The sequence below is a fragment of the Streptomyces sp. TLI_105 genome, from assembly GCF_900105415.1.
GTDB lineage: Bacteria > Actinomycetota > Actinomycetes > Streptomycetales > Streptomycetaceae > Streptomyces.
This window is the reverse complement of the sequence record NZ_FNSM01000001.1, coordinates 15,600-30,974: the sequence shown is the minus strand read 5'-3', so window position 1 is coordinate 30,974 and position 15,375 is coordinate 15,600. Positions and strand designations below refer to the sequence as shown.

Genomic DNA, 15,375 nt, shown 5'->3' with positions numbered 1-15,375 from the left:
TATCTCAAACCGACTATCCAGAACGAACGAACGGGGAACGCCATGGGCATCACCAGGACCACTCGTAGGACGCAGGCCAAGATCGCCGTGTCCATCGGGGCCCTGGCCGCGGGCTCACTCATACTCACCGCCTGCAGCGGAAGCAGCGACAGCGCCAGCGACAGCAAGCGCGACGGTACCTACTACATCAAGGACGTCAACGGCACGTCCGACCTCGGCCAGTTGGTTGTCAAGGGCAACAGCGTCTCGCATCATGAGTACGACTGCGATGGTGTTTATGAGAAGCCGGACGTGACCAGCACCGGCGAGTTCAACAAGGATCAGTCCCAGATCATCTGGACGGTCGCTGGAGAGGACACCCGCAACGAGCGGACCGGCAGCGAGCCCATCTCGACCAGTGACACCTCGATCAGCATCAGCGGTAGCGTGTATGTACGTGACAACTCCGATGCCGGCAAGGCTCTGCTGGACGGCTTCAAGGTCAAGTGCGGGAAGTGACGCCGACCTCCCACTCGGCCGGCCGAGCAGGGCAGAACCCCGTGGGCATCGCGTCCGCGGGGTTCTGTTTCTCCTCGGCTGGTCAAGCCTCTGACGCCTACTCCTGAAGCTGCTGCGCCCGGTACTCCTCGATCGTCTCCGGCGGCCAGCCAAGCGCCGGGTGGCCGCTGGCATCCATGTCCCGACGTACGTGCAGGGCAAACGTTGGCTGATGCAGCACTAGCTGCACCATGCTCAAGGCACCGCCAGGGCCGGGACGACGATCTGACGAGGAGCAGGACGTGGGAAGTCTGTTGAGGAGCGTCTCCGGAATCCGCTGGGGAGAACTGCACGACGCGACAGGCGCCGCGGCCGGCGGTATCCCCCCTCTGCTGTCCCGAATCGCATATGGGGATGAGGACACGGCCCGCATCGCCATCGATGACCTGGGCGACGCCATCTGTGCGCTGGGCTTCGTCGTCGGCGAGGCTACAGCTCCCACGGTGCCGTTCCTTCTTGAACTGGTCGGGTCCCCGCACGTTGCTTGCAAGGCCGAGTTGTTAGACCTTCTGGGAAGCATCTGCCGGACCGACCAGTGGCACTCTGCCGCTGCGGCAGCGCATGACCGCAAGCACAACGCGAGCTACCGGCAGCAACCCGGCTGGGAGGCAGCCTCAAGGACAGCCGTGTACGCGGGCCGGTCCGTCATCGAGGGCGTTGCCTCCTCCATACGGTCAGAGGAAGCGACGCCTGCTCAGAAGTTGCTGCAGGAGATGGACGACACCCCGCCGTTCCCGGAGCTATGAGCGGTCATTGCGGGACAGCCCTTAGCCCAGCTTTTTCGGGAGGAAAGCGGCTGGAGTGTCGGCGGCACGGCATAGCGTGCGTCCATGACGTTCACGTATATACCGCCGGTCCCTGCGGAGCAGATCCGGAGCCTGCCGACACGCGACATCGCCCTTCTTCTCCTGGCGCATCTGGCCAAGGCGACCGGCTTCTCGACGTACCGGGGGACGATCGGCTCCGCCCGGCAGGCGTTCCAGGACGAGCCCGACACCGGGGCGCTCCTCCACCGCCTCTCTGATGCGTGGGCCTGGCTGGAGGCGAACGCCCTGCTGTCCAAGGAACCCACCCAGGACGATGTCTTCCGTCGGGTCTCGAAGGAGGGCCGTGAGCTGGTGGAGGACCCGCAGGGCATTCTCCGGTTCGATGCCCGGCAGCGACTGGCCGGCCCCCTGCACCCGGCGCTTGAGGGTACGATCCGGACGTACTTCGACCTGGGGGATTACGAGACGGCGTGCTTCGCCGCGATGAAGGCCGTCGAGGTCGCCGTCCGGGACGCCGCTGGGTACGACAACGCCCAGCTCGGGGTCGGGCTCATGCGCAAGGCATTCGCCCCGCACCAGAACGGAAAGACCGGAGGGCCGCTCGCCGACGCCGGCGCTGAGGGCGGCGAGCAGGAAGCGGCCTCCGCGTTGTTCGCCGGAGCCATCGGCGCCTACAAGAACCCGACAAGTCACCGGACGGTCGACTTCGAGGACCCGGTCGAGGCGGCCGAGATCATCCAGCTCGCCAACCTGCTGCTACGGCAGGTCGATCGCGCCGCACGTCGCCGAGCCGCCGCAGAACCGACGGACTGACCGCCCCCGGTGCCTGGGAAAGCGCTGTTTCCCGTGAAGATGACGAAGTGGCTTTGTCGATGAGTACGGGTTCTGGCACAGCTTCCGTGCAGTAGCCACGGTGAGTGACGGCTGAGCGTCTCCGGGCGGTATGCGAAGTCGCCTGAAAATGGTTGGTGGTCAGTGCCGCTGGGCTGACAGTCCGGGCCGTGGAAGACGTTGTACTCCAGCTGAAGGCGCTGTTGTTCCCGGCGATCGCGGACATCGCGGTGCGGTCGGTGGACATGGGTATCGAGAACGTGCGCCTTGGCGCGCAGTACACCACGGCCGGTGCCGCCTGCCCGGGATGCGGAGTCTGCTCGACCCGAGTGCACAGCTCCTACCTGCGGTTTCTCGCTGATGTCCCGAGCGCCGGACGAAGCGTCGTACTCCCGCTGCGGGTCCGGCGATTCCGGTACGGGAACACCAAGTGTCCACGTCAGACGTTCGTGGAGCAGATATCCGGCCTCACCCGCAGGCACGGCCAGCGCACCGAACGATTGCGTTCCATCCTGAGCTCAGTCGGCCTCGCCCTGGCTGGCCGGCCTGGCGCTCGCCTGGCTGCCGTGCTCGGCATGTCCATCAGCCGGAGCACGATCTTGCGCCTGGTCGAGGCGCTGCCCGAGCCGGAGGTGCCGACGCCGCGGGTGGTCGGCGTCGACGAGTACGCCACCCGCAAGGGCCGCCACTACGGCACCGTCCTGGTGGACGTCGAAACCCGCCGGCCGATTGATCTCCTGCCTGATCGAGAAGCATCGAGCCTGGCCGCCTGGCTCGCCCAGCGGCCAGGGATCGAGGTCGTCTGCCGGGACCGCGCGCCGTTCTTCGCGGAAGGCGCCACAGCCGGGGCACCCCAGGCAACGCAGGTCGCCGACCGCTGGCATTTGTGGCACAACCTCGGAGAAGCCGCTGAGCGAGCGGTCGCCCGCCACCGGCAGTGCCTTCGCGTCCTGGTCCTCGATCGCGAGGGGAAGGCCGACGAACCGGCGCCACCCGAGAGAAAGGCGGACTCGCCCTGGCGGAGCGAGCGGTTCGCCAACCGTGTCCGGGCCCGGCACGCCACGGTCCACGCGCTGCTGGAAGCCGGCCACAGCCGCCGCTCCATCGGGCGCCAGCTGAACATGACCCACCGCACCGTCAAGAGCCTGGCCGATGCCGCGAAGCCGGAAGACCTCTTCCGCGGCCAGTGGCAGCACAACAGGACCTCCGTCCTCGACGAGTACAGGCCCTACCTGGACGAACGCTGGGACGAGGGCTGCACCAACGCCTGGAAGCTCTGGGAGGAGATCGTTCCCTTGGGCTATCGAGGCAGCTACGGCCGGGTCAGCGCCTATCTGCGAGAGAAGCGCACCTCACCACGGCCGGTCACCGCGCAGCCGCCGGCACCCCGCGTGGTGACGAGATGGATTCTCAGCCGACCCGAGACGCTGACCGAGACCGAACAGCTCCGGCTCAAGTCCGTCCTTGCCAACTGCCCCGAACTCGACGCCCTGACCGGTCATGTCCGGTCCTTCGCCCACATGCTTACCGAGCGCCAGGGTGAACGACTCCCGCAATGGCTCGACGCCGTCCGCCAGGACGACCTGCCCAGCCTTCACACTCTCGCGGCCGGCCTCGACCGAGACCGCGACGCGGTCATCGCCGGCCTGACGCTGCCCTGGAACTCCGGAGTCGTCGAAGGCCACGTCAATCGGATCAAGATGCTCAAGCGCCAGATGTTCGGCCGCGCCGGCTTCGACCTCCTGCGCAAGCGTGTCCTGCTCGCGTGACGAAGCCATGCGGCCTTCCACGGCCGAAACGGCTATACAGGATCCTCAAACAAGTCGATCCCAGCGGGCCTGCGATCAAGGAGCGGTCCGAGACGCTCCTCCATGGCAGCGAACCATCCGTCGAGGTCCGTATCGGTGTCATAAAAGAACCAGGAGTCGAAGCTTCCCAAAGCATCCAGGTCCAGTGCCGGCGTGTACCGGAGTTCGCAGCGAACTTGCACGTAGCGGTCGTACTCACTGTCGTCACTGACGTTGAGCTGCCTCGTGAGGTCCACAGTGAACATCGGCCGCCCGCTGGAGACGTACGTGCCGTACTGAAAGAGCAAGCCGTCAGAGTCGGCTTGGGGCGCTGCGTGAAAGCGCATCCGCCCGAAACGCATGAAGGCGAGCCATGCACCCCGAGTCGTCCCCTCAGCCGTCGTCGACTGCTCGGCCGCGAGCTCGGCACGCAGACAGGCGAGAGCGTCCTTCGACTGCGACCTGTTGGGCATGCCGACTCCCCTCGTTTTGTGGAGCAGCACCATAACCTGGCGTGATCGGATCGAATTCAGCCCTGGTCACCGAGGCGTATGCCTCGGTGACTCGCAACGCTCGGTCACTGCTGCACGGAAGCTGTGCCAGAACCCTTCAAGCGACAGCGTTTGTCTGTCGGTTCGGACAGCAGTTGCGGATCTTGAAGCCCCTGGATGTTCACGAGAAATGGTTCTGGCACAACTTCTGTGGAGCTACGTCGACCGGGCTTCTGTCTGCCTCATGACAAGCCCCTGACCTGCCGGTTCCCGGCGTACTCCGGCCCCGGACACCGAGCTTCGACTCAACACCACGGAAGTTGCGCCAGAGCCCGAGAAATAGCAGCGCTGTCAGCAATGAACGACCGTCGCTTCGCTGGTGCCGGCAGGCAGCGGGGCTGCTCATCAGTCCTCTCGTGGAGCGACCGGCGGTGGGAGCCTCGCTATCCTGTGCCGCTGTGACTGGCTCTGTGCAGCTTCCGCTGCTGTTCCTCGACGTCGACGGACCGCTGATCCCGTTCGGGGCGGAGTCGCGGCAGTATCCAACCTATGAGCTCGGTCCCGATCTGCGTGGGGACGATGCGAACCCACTCCTGACCAGGATCAATCCTCAGCACGGGGCCAAGCTGGCCGCGCTTCCCTGTGAGGTGGTCTGGGCCACCACGTGGATGGATGAAGCAAACGAATGCATCACTCCACTGCTCGGTCTCCAGCAGCTCGCCGTGGTTGTCTGGCCGGAGCCGTCAGAAATCGATGATCAGGACGAACGCGACGGGCTGCACTGGAAGACCCGCGCCCTTGTCGACTGGGCGGCAGGACGGCCGTTCGTCTGGGTCGATGACGAGGTCACAGAGACAGATCGCGCCTGGATCGCCTCCCACCATGGGGGACGCGCCTTGGTCCACCGGGTTGATGCCCGCCTTGGCCTCACCGATGGCGACTATGCGATTCTCGCCGCGTGGCTGGGATGACCGTTCGGGGCGGGAGCCCGTCAGCGTGGTGACGGGCCGACACCCCGAGGGCGGTGGGCCGATCAGCGAGAACCTGGACTAACGAGCTCGTGCACGGTAAGCGGTGAGACGTCGAGGGCTTCGGTGACACCGGTGCTCACCCCTGTCGTCGAGGTTCCAGGTCCGCGGTCTGCTGGTGGGAGAGCAGGCCGGCGACGGCCTGGACGGTGTCACTCGCGTGCTCGCGACGGCCGAGGTGGCGGGCCAGTGCCCGCCAGTTCTTCAGGTGGGCGATGCCGTGCTCGACCCGGATACGCCGCGAGGAGTGCGCCTTGCGCTGCCGCTCGTACATCTCCTCGTACCAGTCGGGGGCGTCCTTCTTGAACTTGCGGTGTGGCGGTGTCACCACGCGTCCGCCGGTCTGGGCACCGAGGCCCTGGTAGCCGGCGTCGGCAAGGATCTCGACTGCTGGACCGTCGGTCAGAAGCTTGACCAGCCCTAACTTGCGGGCGTGGGTGATGTCCGCGCAGCTTCCGGGCTCGGTCGGGCTGCACCACAGCACGCGCCCCTCTCCGTCCGTGACCACCATGGACTTGACGGCGTTCTGCTTGTTCTTGCCGGAGATGAACCGGTCCCGGTCCTTGCGTCCGGCGGCGGGCCGCCGGACCCGGATCTCGGTGCCGTCGACGATGCCGGTCTTCCCGCTGGCACCGAGGTGCTCGACGACCTCGGCCAAGGTCCGCAGCCGCACGCCGGGGCTGACGGTGCACCCCCGCTCGGCGAGCAGGGGCCGCACCTCGCCGATGGCCCGGGTGACGGTGGAACGGTCCACGCCGAACCAGCAGGCCGGCACGTCATGAGTGGCCCCGTGACGGAGATGGACGAGGGTGGCCAGGAGCCGGTCGACGAACGCCAGCCGGTGCTTCGCGCCGGCGCCCACGGCCCGCTTCCGCGGCCGAGAGGTCAGCTTGGCCTGGTGGCGCTCATGCCATAACGGGCCCACCTCGGCAACGAGTTCAGCGATCACATCGGCCGACAGGCCCGTGATCCGTCGGTTGCTGATGATCACTGCACGAGACGCATTCCCCACCACCCGACCATGATCAACCATCCAAGGCCCGACGTCTCACCGCTTACCGTGCACGAGCTCGTTAGTCGAATGAGGCCCGTCTGCTTCCGTGATTCATGGTGGCAGGCCGGGCGGGGTTTGTCTGAGGTGTCATCCCCCGGTGCGGATTCAGGCGAAGGCGACGGTCATGGCGTCGTGGCCCATGCGCTGCCGGCGGCGGCGTGAATGTCTTCGTGGGCGGCGTCCTTGCGGATGTTGCAGACGAGTCGGCCGTCGGGGGTGAGGGTCCAGCCGTCGCGCTCGTCGAAGCCTTCGGTGACGTTCCGAATGGCTTCCTCGGGGGAGTCGGCGTGCAGGCCGTATTCGGTGTCGTTGCTGGTGTAGCCGCACAGGTCGCAGACGGCAATGAAGCAGACGAGGGCGCTCGTGGCCATCGGGGGCTCCTTGGTTAGTGAAGGGTTGAGGAGCGCGCGGAGTAGGGACGCGCATCCCGGGTGCATGTCGGTGGGTTGGTCGCTTCAGTCGCTGATCTCGTCGGAGTCTTCGACCGGGCCCGATCCGAGGGCGTACACGCCGCGGATGACGTTGCCGTACTCGTCGGTCTGCTGGTGGATGAGGCCGACCTTCTTCATCTTGGTCAGCGTGTTGTTGAGGGTGTTCTCCTTCAGGCCGCTGAGGGCGGCGATCTGGTCCTTGCGGACGTAGGTGGTCTCGAGGCCGGCGGGGTCGGAGAACTCGCGGATCGCGGCGGTGACCTTGTCCTCGGCGGTCTCGGGCTTCTTCGGCGCGAACACCGACGGCGGCAGCCCGCCGTCGGAAGCGTCGTCCCCGTCCGTGTCGGGAGCCTTGCCGTCCTCGATGACGGGGGTGGCCGCGATCTCGTGCCGCAGGTCCCAGTCCGGCCAGTCCGCCGGGTAGGCGACGGCGTTCTCGTCGACGTAGGGGGCGGCGGACTCCAGGACGAAGGTGCGCATCATCTCGGCGGCGCCGCCGGGGCCGAGGGTGTAGCCGAGTCCGAAGGTGGACTTGGGGTCCTTCATCGCGATCTTCTCGTCGTAGATGAGGGGGCGCTCGACGTCCCAGCAGGCGGGGATCGAGCCGGGGTCGATGCCGTCGAAGCCGGTGGAGGCGAGGTGGGCCTGGTCGCTGTCGGTGCGGAGCATGACGAGCGAGCCGCTCTGGATGACGTTGGTGCGCAGGGCGGTGGAGCCGCCGAGCTTGTCGGCGTTCACGGCCTGGTTGACGATCGTGAGGATGATGCCGAGGGAGCGGGCATGCTGCTTCCTGGTTGGCCTTGGCCGTCCGCCTCGAGGTTCGCGCGGAGAGCGGCAAGGGTGGTGGCGAGGTGTTTGCGGTCGGCAGCGGAAACCGTCCGCGTCAGTGAGACGAGCGCGCTCTCCACCACGGGCCGGGAAGCTGCCAGCGCCTTCTCGCCCTCGGGTGTGAGGCGCAGCACGGAGGAGCGGCGGTCGTGCGGGTGTGCGACGCGTACGCACCAGTCGGCGGCCACCAGGCGGTCGACCGCCTTGCTGGCGGCCCCTACCGTGATCGCCACCTCGGTCGCGATGTCGAGCACGCGGCACCCGTCCACCCGGTCGATGATCTGCAGGAACTCGAACTGGCCAAGCGTCAGACCGTGTTCGGCGCGCAGGCGGGTGCCGACTGCGTTGTAGAGCCGGGTCTCCACGCGGACGAGATCGAGGAAGAGTGGAGTGACGTGGCTCACAGAACCTCCAATAGATTCCCAGGAATCATCTTCCCTGGAAGGCGGTTGGGCGCGAGTAGATGGATTCCAAGGAATCCATCCTTGCATTCCGACCTGAAGGAGGCCCGCCATGTCCCGACAGCAGCGCCAAGTCCTGGACGCCCTGCTCCGCTCCGTCCCGCGCAGCGAAACGCAGCCCGCCCCCGCCGAGCTGCGCACCGGCTTCGCCGCAGCCATGACACGGCCGGCACCGGCCGGCGTTGCCATCCGCAGAACCGTCCTGGGCGGGAGGCCCGCCCTGGAGCTGGAGCCGGCCGGAGCGGCCGGTCGCGGTCGGCTGCTCTATCTCCACGGCGGCGGATACGTCATCGGCTCGCCTGACACCCACACCGGCCTGGTCGGTGAACTCGCCGTCCGCGCCGGATTGCGGGCCATCTCGGTGGACTACCGGCTGGCTCCCGAGCACCCCTTCCCCGCCGCGGTCGACGACGGGCTCGCCGCCTACCGCGAGCTGCTGGACGCCGGTACGGACCCGCGGGAAATCGTCGTGGCCGGTGACTCGGCCGGCGGCGGCCTCGCCATCGCCACCCTGCTCGCAGCCCGGGAGGCGGGACTGCCGCAGCCGGCCGCCGTGGTCGTCTTCTCCCCGTGGGTCGACCTCACCCTCTCCGGAGCGAGCATGCGCACCAAAGAGGACGCTGACCCGATCTTCACCGAGGCCGACGTGCGCGCGTATGCGGATCTCTACCTCGGCGCCGGCGACCGGAGCCATCCCCTGGCAAGCCCGGTGTTCGCCGACCTGTCCGCCCTGCCCCCGCTGCTCGTGCAGGTCGGGGCGAACGAGGTGCTCCTCGACGACGCGGTCCGTCTGGCGGCCCGCGCGGGCGCCGCCGACGTTGAGGCCACGCTGGAAATCGGGCCAGGTCTCCCGCACGTCTACCAGAGCGAGCACGGGCGTCTCGACGAGGCGGACGCCGCACTCGACCGCGCCGCCCGCTTCCTCACCTCCCACCTCCACACCCCGGTCGAGGCCGGTCACGCACAAGAACGCTGACCGCTTCATACCGGCCCGGAAGGCGACGGCAGCCACTGCTCCAATGCTGCGCACCCGGTCCGCCTTGCTCACAGATGACCCACTCGGAGCGATCCCCGCTCTCTCCTTCGGCGACCGGCACTTCGGCGATCACCCTGCGGTTCACCCCGGCGTGGCGCACCCCGGCTCCTGGACCGACCTGCACACAGGCGGCGCGGTCACGGGCTCGAGGGCCCTCCCCGCATGAGCGGGGATGGCCCCGAGGCCCTGCTCGTCGAGGCGACGGAAGCGCCGGCCGGAATCTGCACTGTCTCCCGCGGGCACGTCACCCGGCATGCCACCAGGGCGTGCCGAGTCACCCTGGCCGAACTCACCGTCCCCACCCTCGGTCAGCTCGCTTTCGACGCTGCGGCCCGCTACCGCCAGTTCACCGGGGCCGCCGTGCGCATCGCGCGCCGACAGCCCCGCACGGACGACTGGCTCTACCGCTTCGTCCGCGCCGGGATCGGGGTCTTCCTCAGCAGCGACGACCGGACCATCGCCCTGGCCCGGCCGCGCCCTCGGCCTCGACGGCGGGCAGATCCTCCGTCTCGGGATACTGACTGGTAAGTCGTCCGCCCCCTCCGGCACCCCCTGGCCTCCTCGCACTGTGGCAGACCGAGGAGCGGCTCCTCGTCGTCGGGGATGCGCTGTCGGACTACGATGTCGGCTGGATCAGCCTCGTGTTCGCCGGCCTCGGCGCGGCCACGACGACGGGCGTCTGACCACTCACTACCGCGTCGTGCTCTGATTCCCCCCGCTCGCTCTCCGGCCGGGCCCCGCCTGCACGACGGCCTCAGGGCCCAGTTCATCCGCGGCCGGTGCCCTTTTCACCGATGTTCCCGATGCCCTCGTCGAGTGCCGCCAGCCCCTCGCTCCAGCGGGCGCGGCGCTCCGTCTCCCGCTGGTCCCACCATGGCGTGCCGCGCTCCCCGAGGGCGACCTTCGCCGTGTGCACCCGGGCCCGGGTGGCGCGTTCGGCCTCCGGGTCCCGGGCACGCAGGGCCGCGGCCACGGCACGGCGCGCGGCCATGAGGTGGGAACGCAGCCGTGCGGCGACGTCCTGGGGCACCTGGGGGTCCGTGGCCCGCCAGCGTCTGCCGTTGACGATCACGTACCGTCCGTCGGGGGTGCGGGCAGGCCGCTGCGCGTCATCCGTCACCTGTCCAAGCCTGGCAGACGGGCGGCCCCACGCGACTCCGGCCGACGGACAGGCCGAGGGGGTGCGTGGCCGACCGGGCGTGCGCCCCTCCGGCGTCGCGACGCAGCATGATGGGGGCATGCGTTCTCGGCCTGTGCTCGTATACGACGGAGACTGCGGCTTCTGCACGACGTCGGCGAATTTCGCCGAACGACGCGTACGGCCCCGCTGTGACATCGTCCCCTGGCAGTTCGCGGACCTCGACGCCCTCGGCGTCACCCGCGAGCGTGCCGAGTACGAGGTGCTGTGGGTGACGCCGACCGGAACGGTGTACGGAGGGGCCCGGGCCGTCGCGAAGGCCCTCCTGAGCGCGGGCGGCGTCTGGGCACCGCTGGGGGCGGTGCTCCTGCTGCCCGGCGTGCGGTGGGCCGCCCGTCGGGTCTACCGGCTCGTCGCGGCCCACCGTCACCGGCTGCCGGGAGGAACACCGGCCTGCGTCGTGCCTCGCCGTCCCGGGTGACCTGAACTGAGCCTCCGGCAACTTGAAGTCGCAGGTCAAAGAGCTGGTGTGGCCGGCCCCTGGGGTGCTTGTGCTGGTCGTGGGCGGGAGTCCGCGCGCCGCGACTTGGGTCAGAGCCGCGCCTCCCCTACGGGGGCATTCGTCAGCAACGGCTGAATACGCACGACCACCAGTAGCGCGGCGCTGGGCGGTTCCCCAACGTGATCGTCCAGGGGACGCCGGTGGCGGGGGCTGGCCCCACCATCGATCAACCAGACAGCCGGATGGTCGGGAGAACGTCGTGTCGGCGACGGTTGGGCTGTCCCGAGCAAGTCGCCCACAGAGAAGGCACATTCGTGCGCATTATTACGGCCACCGCCGTCGTGCTGGCCCTCGCCGGCCAAGCCGCGCCGGCCGCCAACGCCCACCAGCCGACCATCGACGGAAACTGGCGCATGGACGGCTACGGCACAGTGCTATCCATCCGGAACGGGACTTTCCAGGAGTACCAGGCAACCGCCGTCAGCTGCCTCAAGGGCGACTCCGCGCAGCGGACCGGTCCCGGCACCTACACCACGCCCGGTGGCGACGTCCTGACCGTGCGCGCCCAAGAAGACCGCGACCACGCGTTCCTGCGCGCGGACGCCTCCGTCGGCAGCCGGAACCTCCGGCGCATCCCGGCGCTGCCCGACGCCTGCGCGCGCCCGACGGCCGAGGACCCCCTCACGACCTTCGACGTCTTCTGGCAGACCTTCGAGGAGAACTACCCCTTCTTCGCGTCCAAGGGCATCGACTGGCACAAGGTCCGCGACCAGTACCGCCCTCAGGTGCACGCCGGGACGACAAGGGACGAGCTCTACGCCGTCTTCAGCGAGATGGTCGAGCCGCTCTATGACGCCCACGTCGCCGTCCAGGATGGCAACCGCATCTTCGCCCAGGTCCGCCCCGGCACCGTCGTGCCCACCGGGGAACTGGACACCAAGGTCAAGAAGTTCATCGTGGAGCGCGACCTCAAGGGCGCCCGAAACCTCCAGGAGTTCGCCCACGGGCGGATCACCTACGCCGACCTCCCCGGCGGGCAAGGCTATCTGCGGATCTCCGGCTTCGGCGGGTACGCGGGCGAGGAGACTTCCTACACCGCCCAGCTGGCCGAGCTCGACAGGGCACTGGACACGGTCCTCGGCCAGGAGCGCACCCAGCGCTTGAAGAGCCTGATCATCGACCTGCGCATCAACGGCGGCGGCTCCGACGCCCTGGGAATCCACATCGCCCAGCGCCTCACCAACACCCCCTACCTCGCCTACTCCAAGCGGGCGCGCAACGACCCCGCCGACCCCACCCGGCACACTCGCCCCCAGCCCGTGTACATCACGCCCGCCCAGGGCCCCCGTCACACCGGGCCGGTCGCCGTGCTGACCGGCGGCTCGACCTTCAGCGCAGGGGAGACCTTCACCCAGGCCCTCATGGGCCGGCCTGGCAAGACGGTCCGGATCGGGCAGCCCACACAAGGCGTCTTCTCGGACGTCATGTCGCGCAAGCTCCCCAACGGCATGGCTGCCTGGCTGCCGAACGAGGAATTCCTGACCCGGTCGGGCAGGACCTTCGACGGCACAGGCATTCCGCCGCACCTCACCGAGCCGGTCTTCACCAAGGAGGAGTTCGACAAGAAGAGAGACTCCGCCTTCGACAGGGCTGTGAACGTTTTGCGCAACTACGGCGCTGCCGCGAGCTGACACAGGAGCAGCGGGACTGGGGGACAATCCACTGAGGATCATGGAAAGTCACTACCACGCTCAGCAGCACCGGCATGCCGAGCCAGGCCGCCGTCCTGACGCGTCGATACCTCGGTGACGCCGTCAACGAGGCTGCGGGTGTGGGTGAAGGTGGTCAGGACGACACCGGCAGGGCTGGAGCGGGTGCGGCCGATGCCGGCGCTGATCCGCCGGGGCCGGGCGGTGAGCTCGGCGCGTATTCGTTGTACGGGCACCGGGGCGGGGCGGCCGTGGACGGTAGTGGAGGTGCAGATGACGGCGGCGTCGCCATGCTCGCCGATCACGTGCCCGCGTACGGCGGCGGTGGGGACACGCAGCAGACGGGCCAGGGTGAGGCGGTAGCGGGCGGTGTCGGTGGTGGCCCCGACCTCCAGCACGCGGACAGCCGGACACCTCGGCGAACAGCCGCGCCAGGATGTCAGCAGGGTTGGTGACCATCACCGCCACGCCCGGGTAGCCGGTCACTCGGTGTACTCCCTGCTGCCGATGCAGCTGCATGACATCCCTCCCACCTCGCCTCGGTGTCCCAGCGGGACCGCGACAGCAAGAAGCGACCCGCCAAGTTCTACCGGCGGTAGAATCGCGGTATGAGCAAGCCGACGAGCATCAAGACCAGCGAGGCCGTCCGCGACCGGCTCCGCCTCCTCGCGGAGGAGCGCGGCACGACGATCACCGACCTGATCGAAGAGCTCGCGTCGAAGGAGCTCACCGCCGCCGAACGTGAGCAGCGCGCCGCCGAGGCCGCGGCGGAGCTCGGCGTCGAGTTCACCGAGCAGGTGAAGCAGGCCGGCCAGGACGCCTGGGCGAAGATCCGTGCCCATCAGGGCCGGGCCGCGTGAACCCGACCGCGGTCCTCGATCACTCCGCCCTGACCGCGCTCTACCGGGCGGACCCGTTCTTCACCGGGCTGTACATCGAGGCGTCCCGCGGCACCGGCCGCATCCTCGTGCCCTCCCTGGCCGTGCTCGCCGCCGAGCGCCAGCTCCCCGGAGCCGGCCAGCACGCCGCCGGACTCCGCTTCTCCGAGAGCGTCGCGTTCACCACCGGCCACGCCGTCGACGCCATGGCCTGGCCCGACACCGAGTGGCCGGTCGCCCATGCCGCGGCCGTCGCCTGGAACGCGGTCCGCCAGGGCGAGCCGGTCACCGTCCTGTCGCTGGTGCCCGACCTGTACTCGGCCACCGGCATCACCCCGCTCGACCCGACGGCGTAGCGAGCGCTCGCGCCCGGGGAGGCGCGCGGCGTACGACGCGCAACCGATTGCCGCTGGGATATGCCGACTCGGCTGCGCGGCAATACCGCGATGCTCCACCGTGGATGCGGGCGGCCGCTCGGGACGCCCTGCGCCGACGAGGAGGCGAACCGGGATGACCTGGAAGCACGATGGGTTCGAGTCGCACGAGGGCGAGGTCGGGGTGCTGTTGGCCGATGGCACCGAGCCGGGCCCGGTCTACTTCGACCTGGGCAGCGGCGGCCACTTCCACGAGTCGATCGACTGGTGGGCGTACGACGGCACGATGCGCCGGCCGACGGCGACCACGATGCGGGGGAGGTGCTCATGCGGCTAGCGCGGTACGACGACCTACCCGATCGACTGGGAGAAAGCGCGCGGCGACCAGGCCGACGAGTACGACACCTCCGGGCCCTGGGCCGACTGGGAGGGGCACATGGACGAGGTGGCCGCACGGGCTGTGTCGCTGCCCGAGGATGTGGCCGGCCTGCTGGGAAAGCTGCGCGAGCGCCTGGACGAGATCGTCGGCGACGAGCCGCTCGTGGTGCTGAAGGCGGCCGGAGAGCTGGAGGCGATCGTCGCGTCGACCGGCCCCCTCGCAGCCGCCTATGTCACGGGGGACGAGATCCCGATGCCGCGGGTCGCCGAAGCCCTGGGCATGACCGAGAAGGCGGCCCGCTCCCGCCTGGCGTACTACGAGTTCCTGCCCCGCTGAACCAGAAATCGGATGCGGTCTACTGCCCCGGGTCAGTGGCTGGAAGGCAGGAGAGTGTCGTGGCGCAGGAGGATGGGGCAATCAGGTAGCGGAGGGTGCTGCCGGGCCGTCCGGTGTCGTCCGAGACGGCCTCGGGATCGTGCCTGAACTCGGTCAGAACGAGGGCGTCGTACTGAAGCGGGTCTCTGGCGTGCGTGCGGATCGACCGTCGCGGTGGGCGGCGTGGGCTGGAGATCGCGACGGAGGTGGCGAGGCATGCTGGGCCTGCACCCTGAAGACGCTGGGGTCGGCGGTGCGGACGAGCTCGAGAGGCGGATGATGGGCCAGGCCACGCTTATGGGGGAGCAGGTTCTCGAACCGGAGGTCGACTTCTACGGGCTGTGCCTGCAGGACGCAGATCTGTCCGTGGTGCCCAACCCCTACCCGGCGGGCCGGGTGATGGAGGGGTTCGTGCACGCCCGACCGGGACGGGTGGACATCGAGAGCGCTGCACACACCCACACCGCGGTCATGACCGCGCAGGTGTGGGATGCCGAGCCTCCCGTCGACGACACGAGGGTCTGGGACGAGCAGGCCGAGACCACGGTGCGCTGCCGGACTGGGAAGCTGCAGGTGGGGGGGGTGACGTGCGGGCCGATCGCCCGGGAGATCGAACTCGGCGCCCCCGGCACCCAGTGGAACGTCCGCCTCTACGGCGCCGGCAGAGCGGAGGTTGCCAAGGCCGTCGAGGAAGAGGGTATCGCCGAGGGCATCGAGACCTACCTGGTGCAATTCTGGCCGACGGCCTGAGTCCGGGACCGGGAAAGAC

The 15,375-nt window shown here is 68.8% G+C and carries 21 protein-coding genes; 14 read left to right on the top strand and 7 right to left on the bottom strand.

The window, feature by feature from the left end; genetic code table 11:
* The first annotated feature begins 42 nt into the window (after positions 1–42).
* The 4 genes from BLW86_RS00165 (at position 43) to BLW86_RS00150 (ending at position 3,904) form a co-directional block, all read left to right on the top strand.
* Positions 43–498, top strand: a complete 456-nt coding sequence (locus BLW86_RS00165) for a hypothetical protein (protein WP_093872116.1) — start codon at positions 43–45, stop codon at positions 496–498.
* 281 nt (positions 499–779) lie between these two features.
* Complete coding sequence (locus BLW86_RS00160; protein ID WP_093872115.1) at positions 780–1,283, top strand: hypothetical protein; 504 nt, start codon at positions 780–782, stop codon at positions 1,281–1,283.
* A gap of 84 nt (positions 1,284–1,367) precedes the next feature.
* The gene (locus tag BLW86_RS00155; protein WP_093872114.1) at positions 1,368–2,117 is read left to right on the top strand and encodes a TIGR02391 family protein; all 750 of its coding nucleotides are present in this window, start codon (positions 1,368–1,370) and stop codon (positions 2,115–2,117) included.
* 188 nt (positions 2,118–2,305) lie between these two features.
* Positions 2,306–3,904, top strand: a complete 1,599-nt coding sequence (locus BLW86_RS00150) for an ISL3 family transposase (RefSeq protein ID WP_218137990.1) — start codon at positions 2,306–2,308, stop codon at positions 3,902–3,904.
* A 32-nt stretch (positions 3,905–3,936) separates the two neighbouring features.
* Here BLW86_RS00150 and BLW86_RS00145 read toward each other — a convergent pair whose 3' ends face one another.
* Positions 3,937–4,395 carry a hypothetical protein gene (locus BLW86_RS00145; RefSeq protein ID WP_093872113.1) on the bottom strand — a complete coding sequence of 153 codons (459 nt, stop codon included), beginning with the start codon at positions 4,393–4,395 and terminating at the stop codon, positions 3,937–3,939.
* A 476-nt stretch (positions 4,396–4,871) separates the two neighbouring features.
* Between BLW86_RS00145 and BLW86_RS00140 the strand changes: the two genes are divergently transcribed.
* Positions 4,872–5,384, top strand: coding sequence for an HAD domain-containing protein (locus tag BLW86_RS00140; protein WP_093872112.1), 513 nt, complete (start codon positions 4,872–4,874; stop codon positions 5,382–5,384).
* A gap of 136 nt (positions 5,385–5,520) precedes the next feature.
* Here the strand turns inward: BLW86_RS00140 and BLW86_RS00135 are convergent, their stop codons facing one another.
* The 4 genes from BLW86_RS00135 to BLW86_RS00120 form a co-directional block, all read right to left on the bottom strand.
* Entirely contained in the window at positions 5,521–6,432 is a 912-nt protein-coding gene (locus BLW86_RS00135; protein ID WP_256341122.1) for a transposase, read from the bottom strand.
* Between the two features lie 185 nt (positions 6,433–6,617).
* Entirely contained in the window at positions 6,618–6,866 is a 249-nt protein-coding gene (locus tag BLW86_RS00130; protein WP_093872111.1) for a hypothetical protein, read from the bottom strand.
* 84 nt (positions 6,867–6,950) lie between these two features.
* Complete coding sequence (locus BLW86_RS00125) at positions 6,951–7,664, bottom strand: hypothetical protein (protein ID WP_093872110.1); 714 nt, start codon at positions 7,662–7,664, stop codon at positions 6,951–6,953.
* Positions 7,661–8,158 (bottom strand): MarR family winged helix-turn-helix transcriptional regulator, encoded by a 498-nt coding sequence (locus BLW86_RS00120; RefSeq protein WP_093872109.1) that lies wholly within the window; start codon positions 8,156–8,158, stop codon positions 7,661–7,663. Before BLW86_RS00120 ends, BLW86_RS00125 begins: the two co-directional genes overlap by 4 nt.
* A 109-nt stretch (positions 8,159–8,267) precedes the next feature.
* On the opposite strand from BLW86_RS00120, the gene BLW86_RS00115 reads away from it, so the two are divergent.
* Positions 8,268–9,191, top strand: a complete 924-nt coding sequence (locus BLW86_RS00115) for an alpha/beta hydrolase (RefSeq protein ID WP_093872108.1) — start codon at positions 8,268–8,270, stop codon at positions 9,189–9,191.
* Positions 9,192–9,413: 222 nt separating this feature from the next.
* Positions 9,414–9,779 carry a hypothetical protein gene (locus BLW86_RS41745; protein ID WP_177181494.1) on the top strand — a complete coding sequence of 122 codons (366 nt, stop codon included), beginning with the start codon at positions 9,414–9,416 and terminating at the stop codon, positions 9,777–9,779.
* Between the two features lie 238 nt (positions 9,780–10,017).
* Here BLW86_RS41745 and BLW86_RS00110 read toward each other — a convergent pair whose 3' ends face one another.
* On the bottom strand, positions 10,018–10,371 hold the full coding sequence (locus BLW86_RS00110) for a hypothetical protein (RefSeq protein ID WP_093872107.1): 354 nt from the start codon (positions 10,369–10,371) through the stop codon (positions 10,018–10,020).
* A gap of 118 nt (positions 10,372–10,489) precedes the next feature.
* Here BLW86_RS00110 and BLW86_RS00105 point away from each other — a divergent pair, with 118 nt between their 5' ends.
* The gene (locus BLW86_RS00105) at positions 10,490–10,870 is read left to right on the top strand and encodes a thiol-disulfide oxidoreductase DCC family protein (RefSeq protein WP_093872106.1); all 381 of its coding nucleotides are present in this window, start codon (positions 10,490–10,492) and stop codon (positions 10,868–10,870) included.
* Between the two features lie 335 nt (positions 10,871–11,205).
* Positions 11,206–12,582, top strand: a complete 1,377-nt coding sequence (locus BLW86_RS00100; RefSeq protein ID WP_093872105.1) for a S41 family peptidase — start codon at positions 11,206–11,208, stop codon at positions 12,580–12,582.
* A 38-nt stretch (positions 12,583–12,620) separates the two neighbouring features.
* Here the strand turns inward: BLW86_RS00100 and BLW86_RS00095 are convergent, their stop codons facing one another.
* Positions 12,621–12,998, bottom strand: coding sequence for a Rossmann-fold NAD(P)-binding domain-containing protein (locus tag BLW86_RS00095; protein ID WP_093872104.1), 378 nt, complete (start codon positions 12,996–12,998; stop codon positions 12,621–12,623).
* A 210-nt stretch (positions 12,999–13,208) separates the two neighbouring features.
* On the opposite strand from BLW86_RS00095, the gene BLW86_RS00090 reads away from it, so the two are divergent.
* The 5 genes from BLW86_RS00090 (at position 13,209) to BLW86_RS00070 (ending at position 15,356) form a co-directional block, all read left to right on the top strand.
* Complete coding sequence (locus BLW86_RS00090; protein WP_093872103.1) at positions 13,209–13,460, top strand: hypothetical protein; 252 nt, start codon at positions 13,209–13,211, stop codon at positions 13,458–13,460.
* Entirely contained in the window at positions 13,457–13,834 is a 378-nt protein-coding gene (locus tag BLW86_RS00085) for a PIN domain-containing protein (RefSeq protein WP_093872102.1), read from the top strand. Before BLW86_RS00090 ends, BLW86_RS00085 begins: the two co-directional genes overlap by 4 nt.
* 154 nt (positions 13,835–13,988) lie before the next feature.
* Positions 13,989–14,189 (top strand): hypothetical protein, encoded by a 201-nt coding sequence (locus tag BLW86_RS00080; RefSeq protein WP_093872101.1) that lies wholly within the window; start codon positions 13,989–13,991, stop codon positions 14,187–14,189.
* 99 nt (positions 14,190–14,288) lie between these two features.
* Positions 14,289–14,567 carry a hypothetical protein gene (locus tag BLW86_RS00075; RefSeq protein WP_093872100.1) on the top strand — a complete coding sequence of 93 codons (279 nt, stop codon included), beginning with the start codon at positions 14,289–14,291 and terminating at the stop codon, positions 14,565–14,567.
* A gap of 255 nt (positions 14,568–14,822) precedes the next feature.
* Entirely contained in the window at positions 14,823–15,356 is a 534-nt protein-coding gene (locus BLW86_RS00070; RefSeq protein ID WP_093872099.1) for a hypothetical protein, read from the top strand.
* Positions 15,357–15,375: the final 19 nt, after the last annotated feature.

What these genes read in the sequence shown, in the direction of transcription:
- BLW86_RS00075 (WP_093872100.1), top strand. Translation starts at nt 14,289, where the DNA reads ATGGACGAGGTGGCCGCACGGGCTGTGTCGCTGCCCGAGGATGTGGCC.
- BLW86_RS00155 (WP_093872114.1), top strand. Translation starts at nt 1,368, where the DNA reads ATGACGTTCACGTATATACCGCCGGTCCCTGCGGAGCAGATCCGGAGC.
- BLW86_RS00130 (WP_093872111.1), bottom strand. Translation starts at nt 6,866, where the DNA reads ATGGCCACGAGCGCCCTCGTCTGCTTCATTGCCGTCTGCGACCTGTGC.
- BLW86_RS00080 (WP_093872101.1), top strand. Translation starts at nt 13,989, where the DNA reads ATGACCTGGAAGCACGATGGGTTCGAGTCGCACGAGGGCGAGGTCGGG.
- BLW86_RS00090 (WP_093872103.1), top strand. Translation starts at nt 13,209, where the DNA reads ATGAGCAAGCCGACGAGCATCAAGACCAGCGAGGCCGTCCGCGACCGG.
- BLW86_RS00115 (WP_093872108.1), top strand. Translation starts at nt 8,268, where the DNA reads ATGTCCCGACAGCAGCGCCAAGTCCTGGACGCCCTGCTCCGCTCCGTC.
- BLW86_RS00165 (WP_093872116.1), top strand. Translation starts at nt 43, where the DNA reads ATGGGCATCACCAGGACCACTCGTAGGACGCAGGCCAAGATCGCCGTG.
- BLW86_RS41745 (WP_177181494.1), top strand. Translation starts at nt 9,414, where the DNA reads ATGAGCGGGGATGGCCCCGAGGCCCTGCTCGTCGAGGCGACGGAAGCG.
- BLW86_RS00145 (WP_093872113.1), bottom strand. Translation starts at nt 4,395, where the DNA reads ATGCCCAACAGGTCGCAGTCGAAGGACGCTCTCGCCTGTCTGCGTGCC.
- BLW86_RS00105 (WP_093872106.1), top strand. Translation starts at nt 10,490, where the DNA reads ATGCGTTCTCGGCCTGTGCTCGTATACGACGGAGACTGCGGCTTCTGC.
- BLW86_RS00070 (WP_093872099.1), top strand. Translation starts at nt 14,823, where the DNA reads ATGCTGGGCCTGCACCCTGAAGACGCTGGGGTCGGCGGTGCGGACGAG.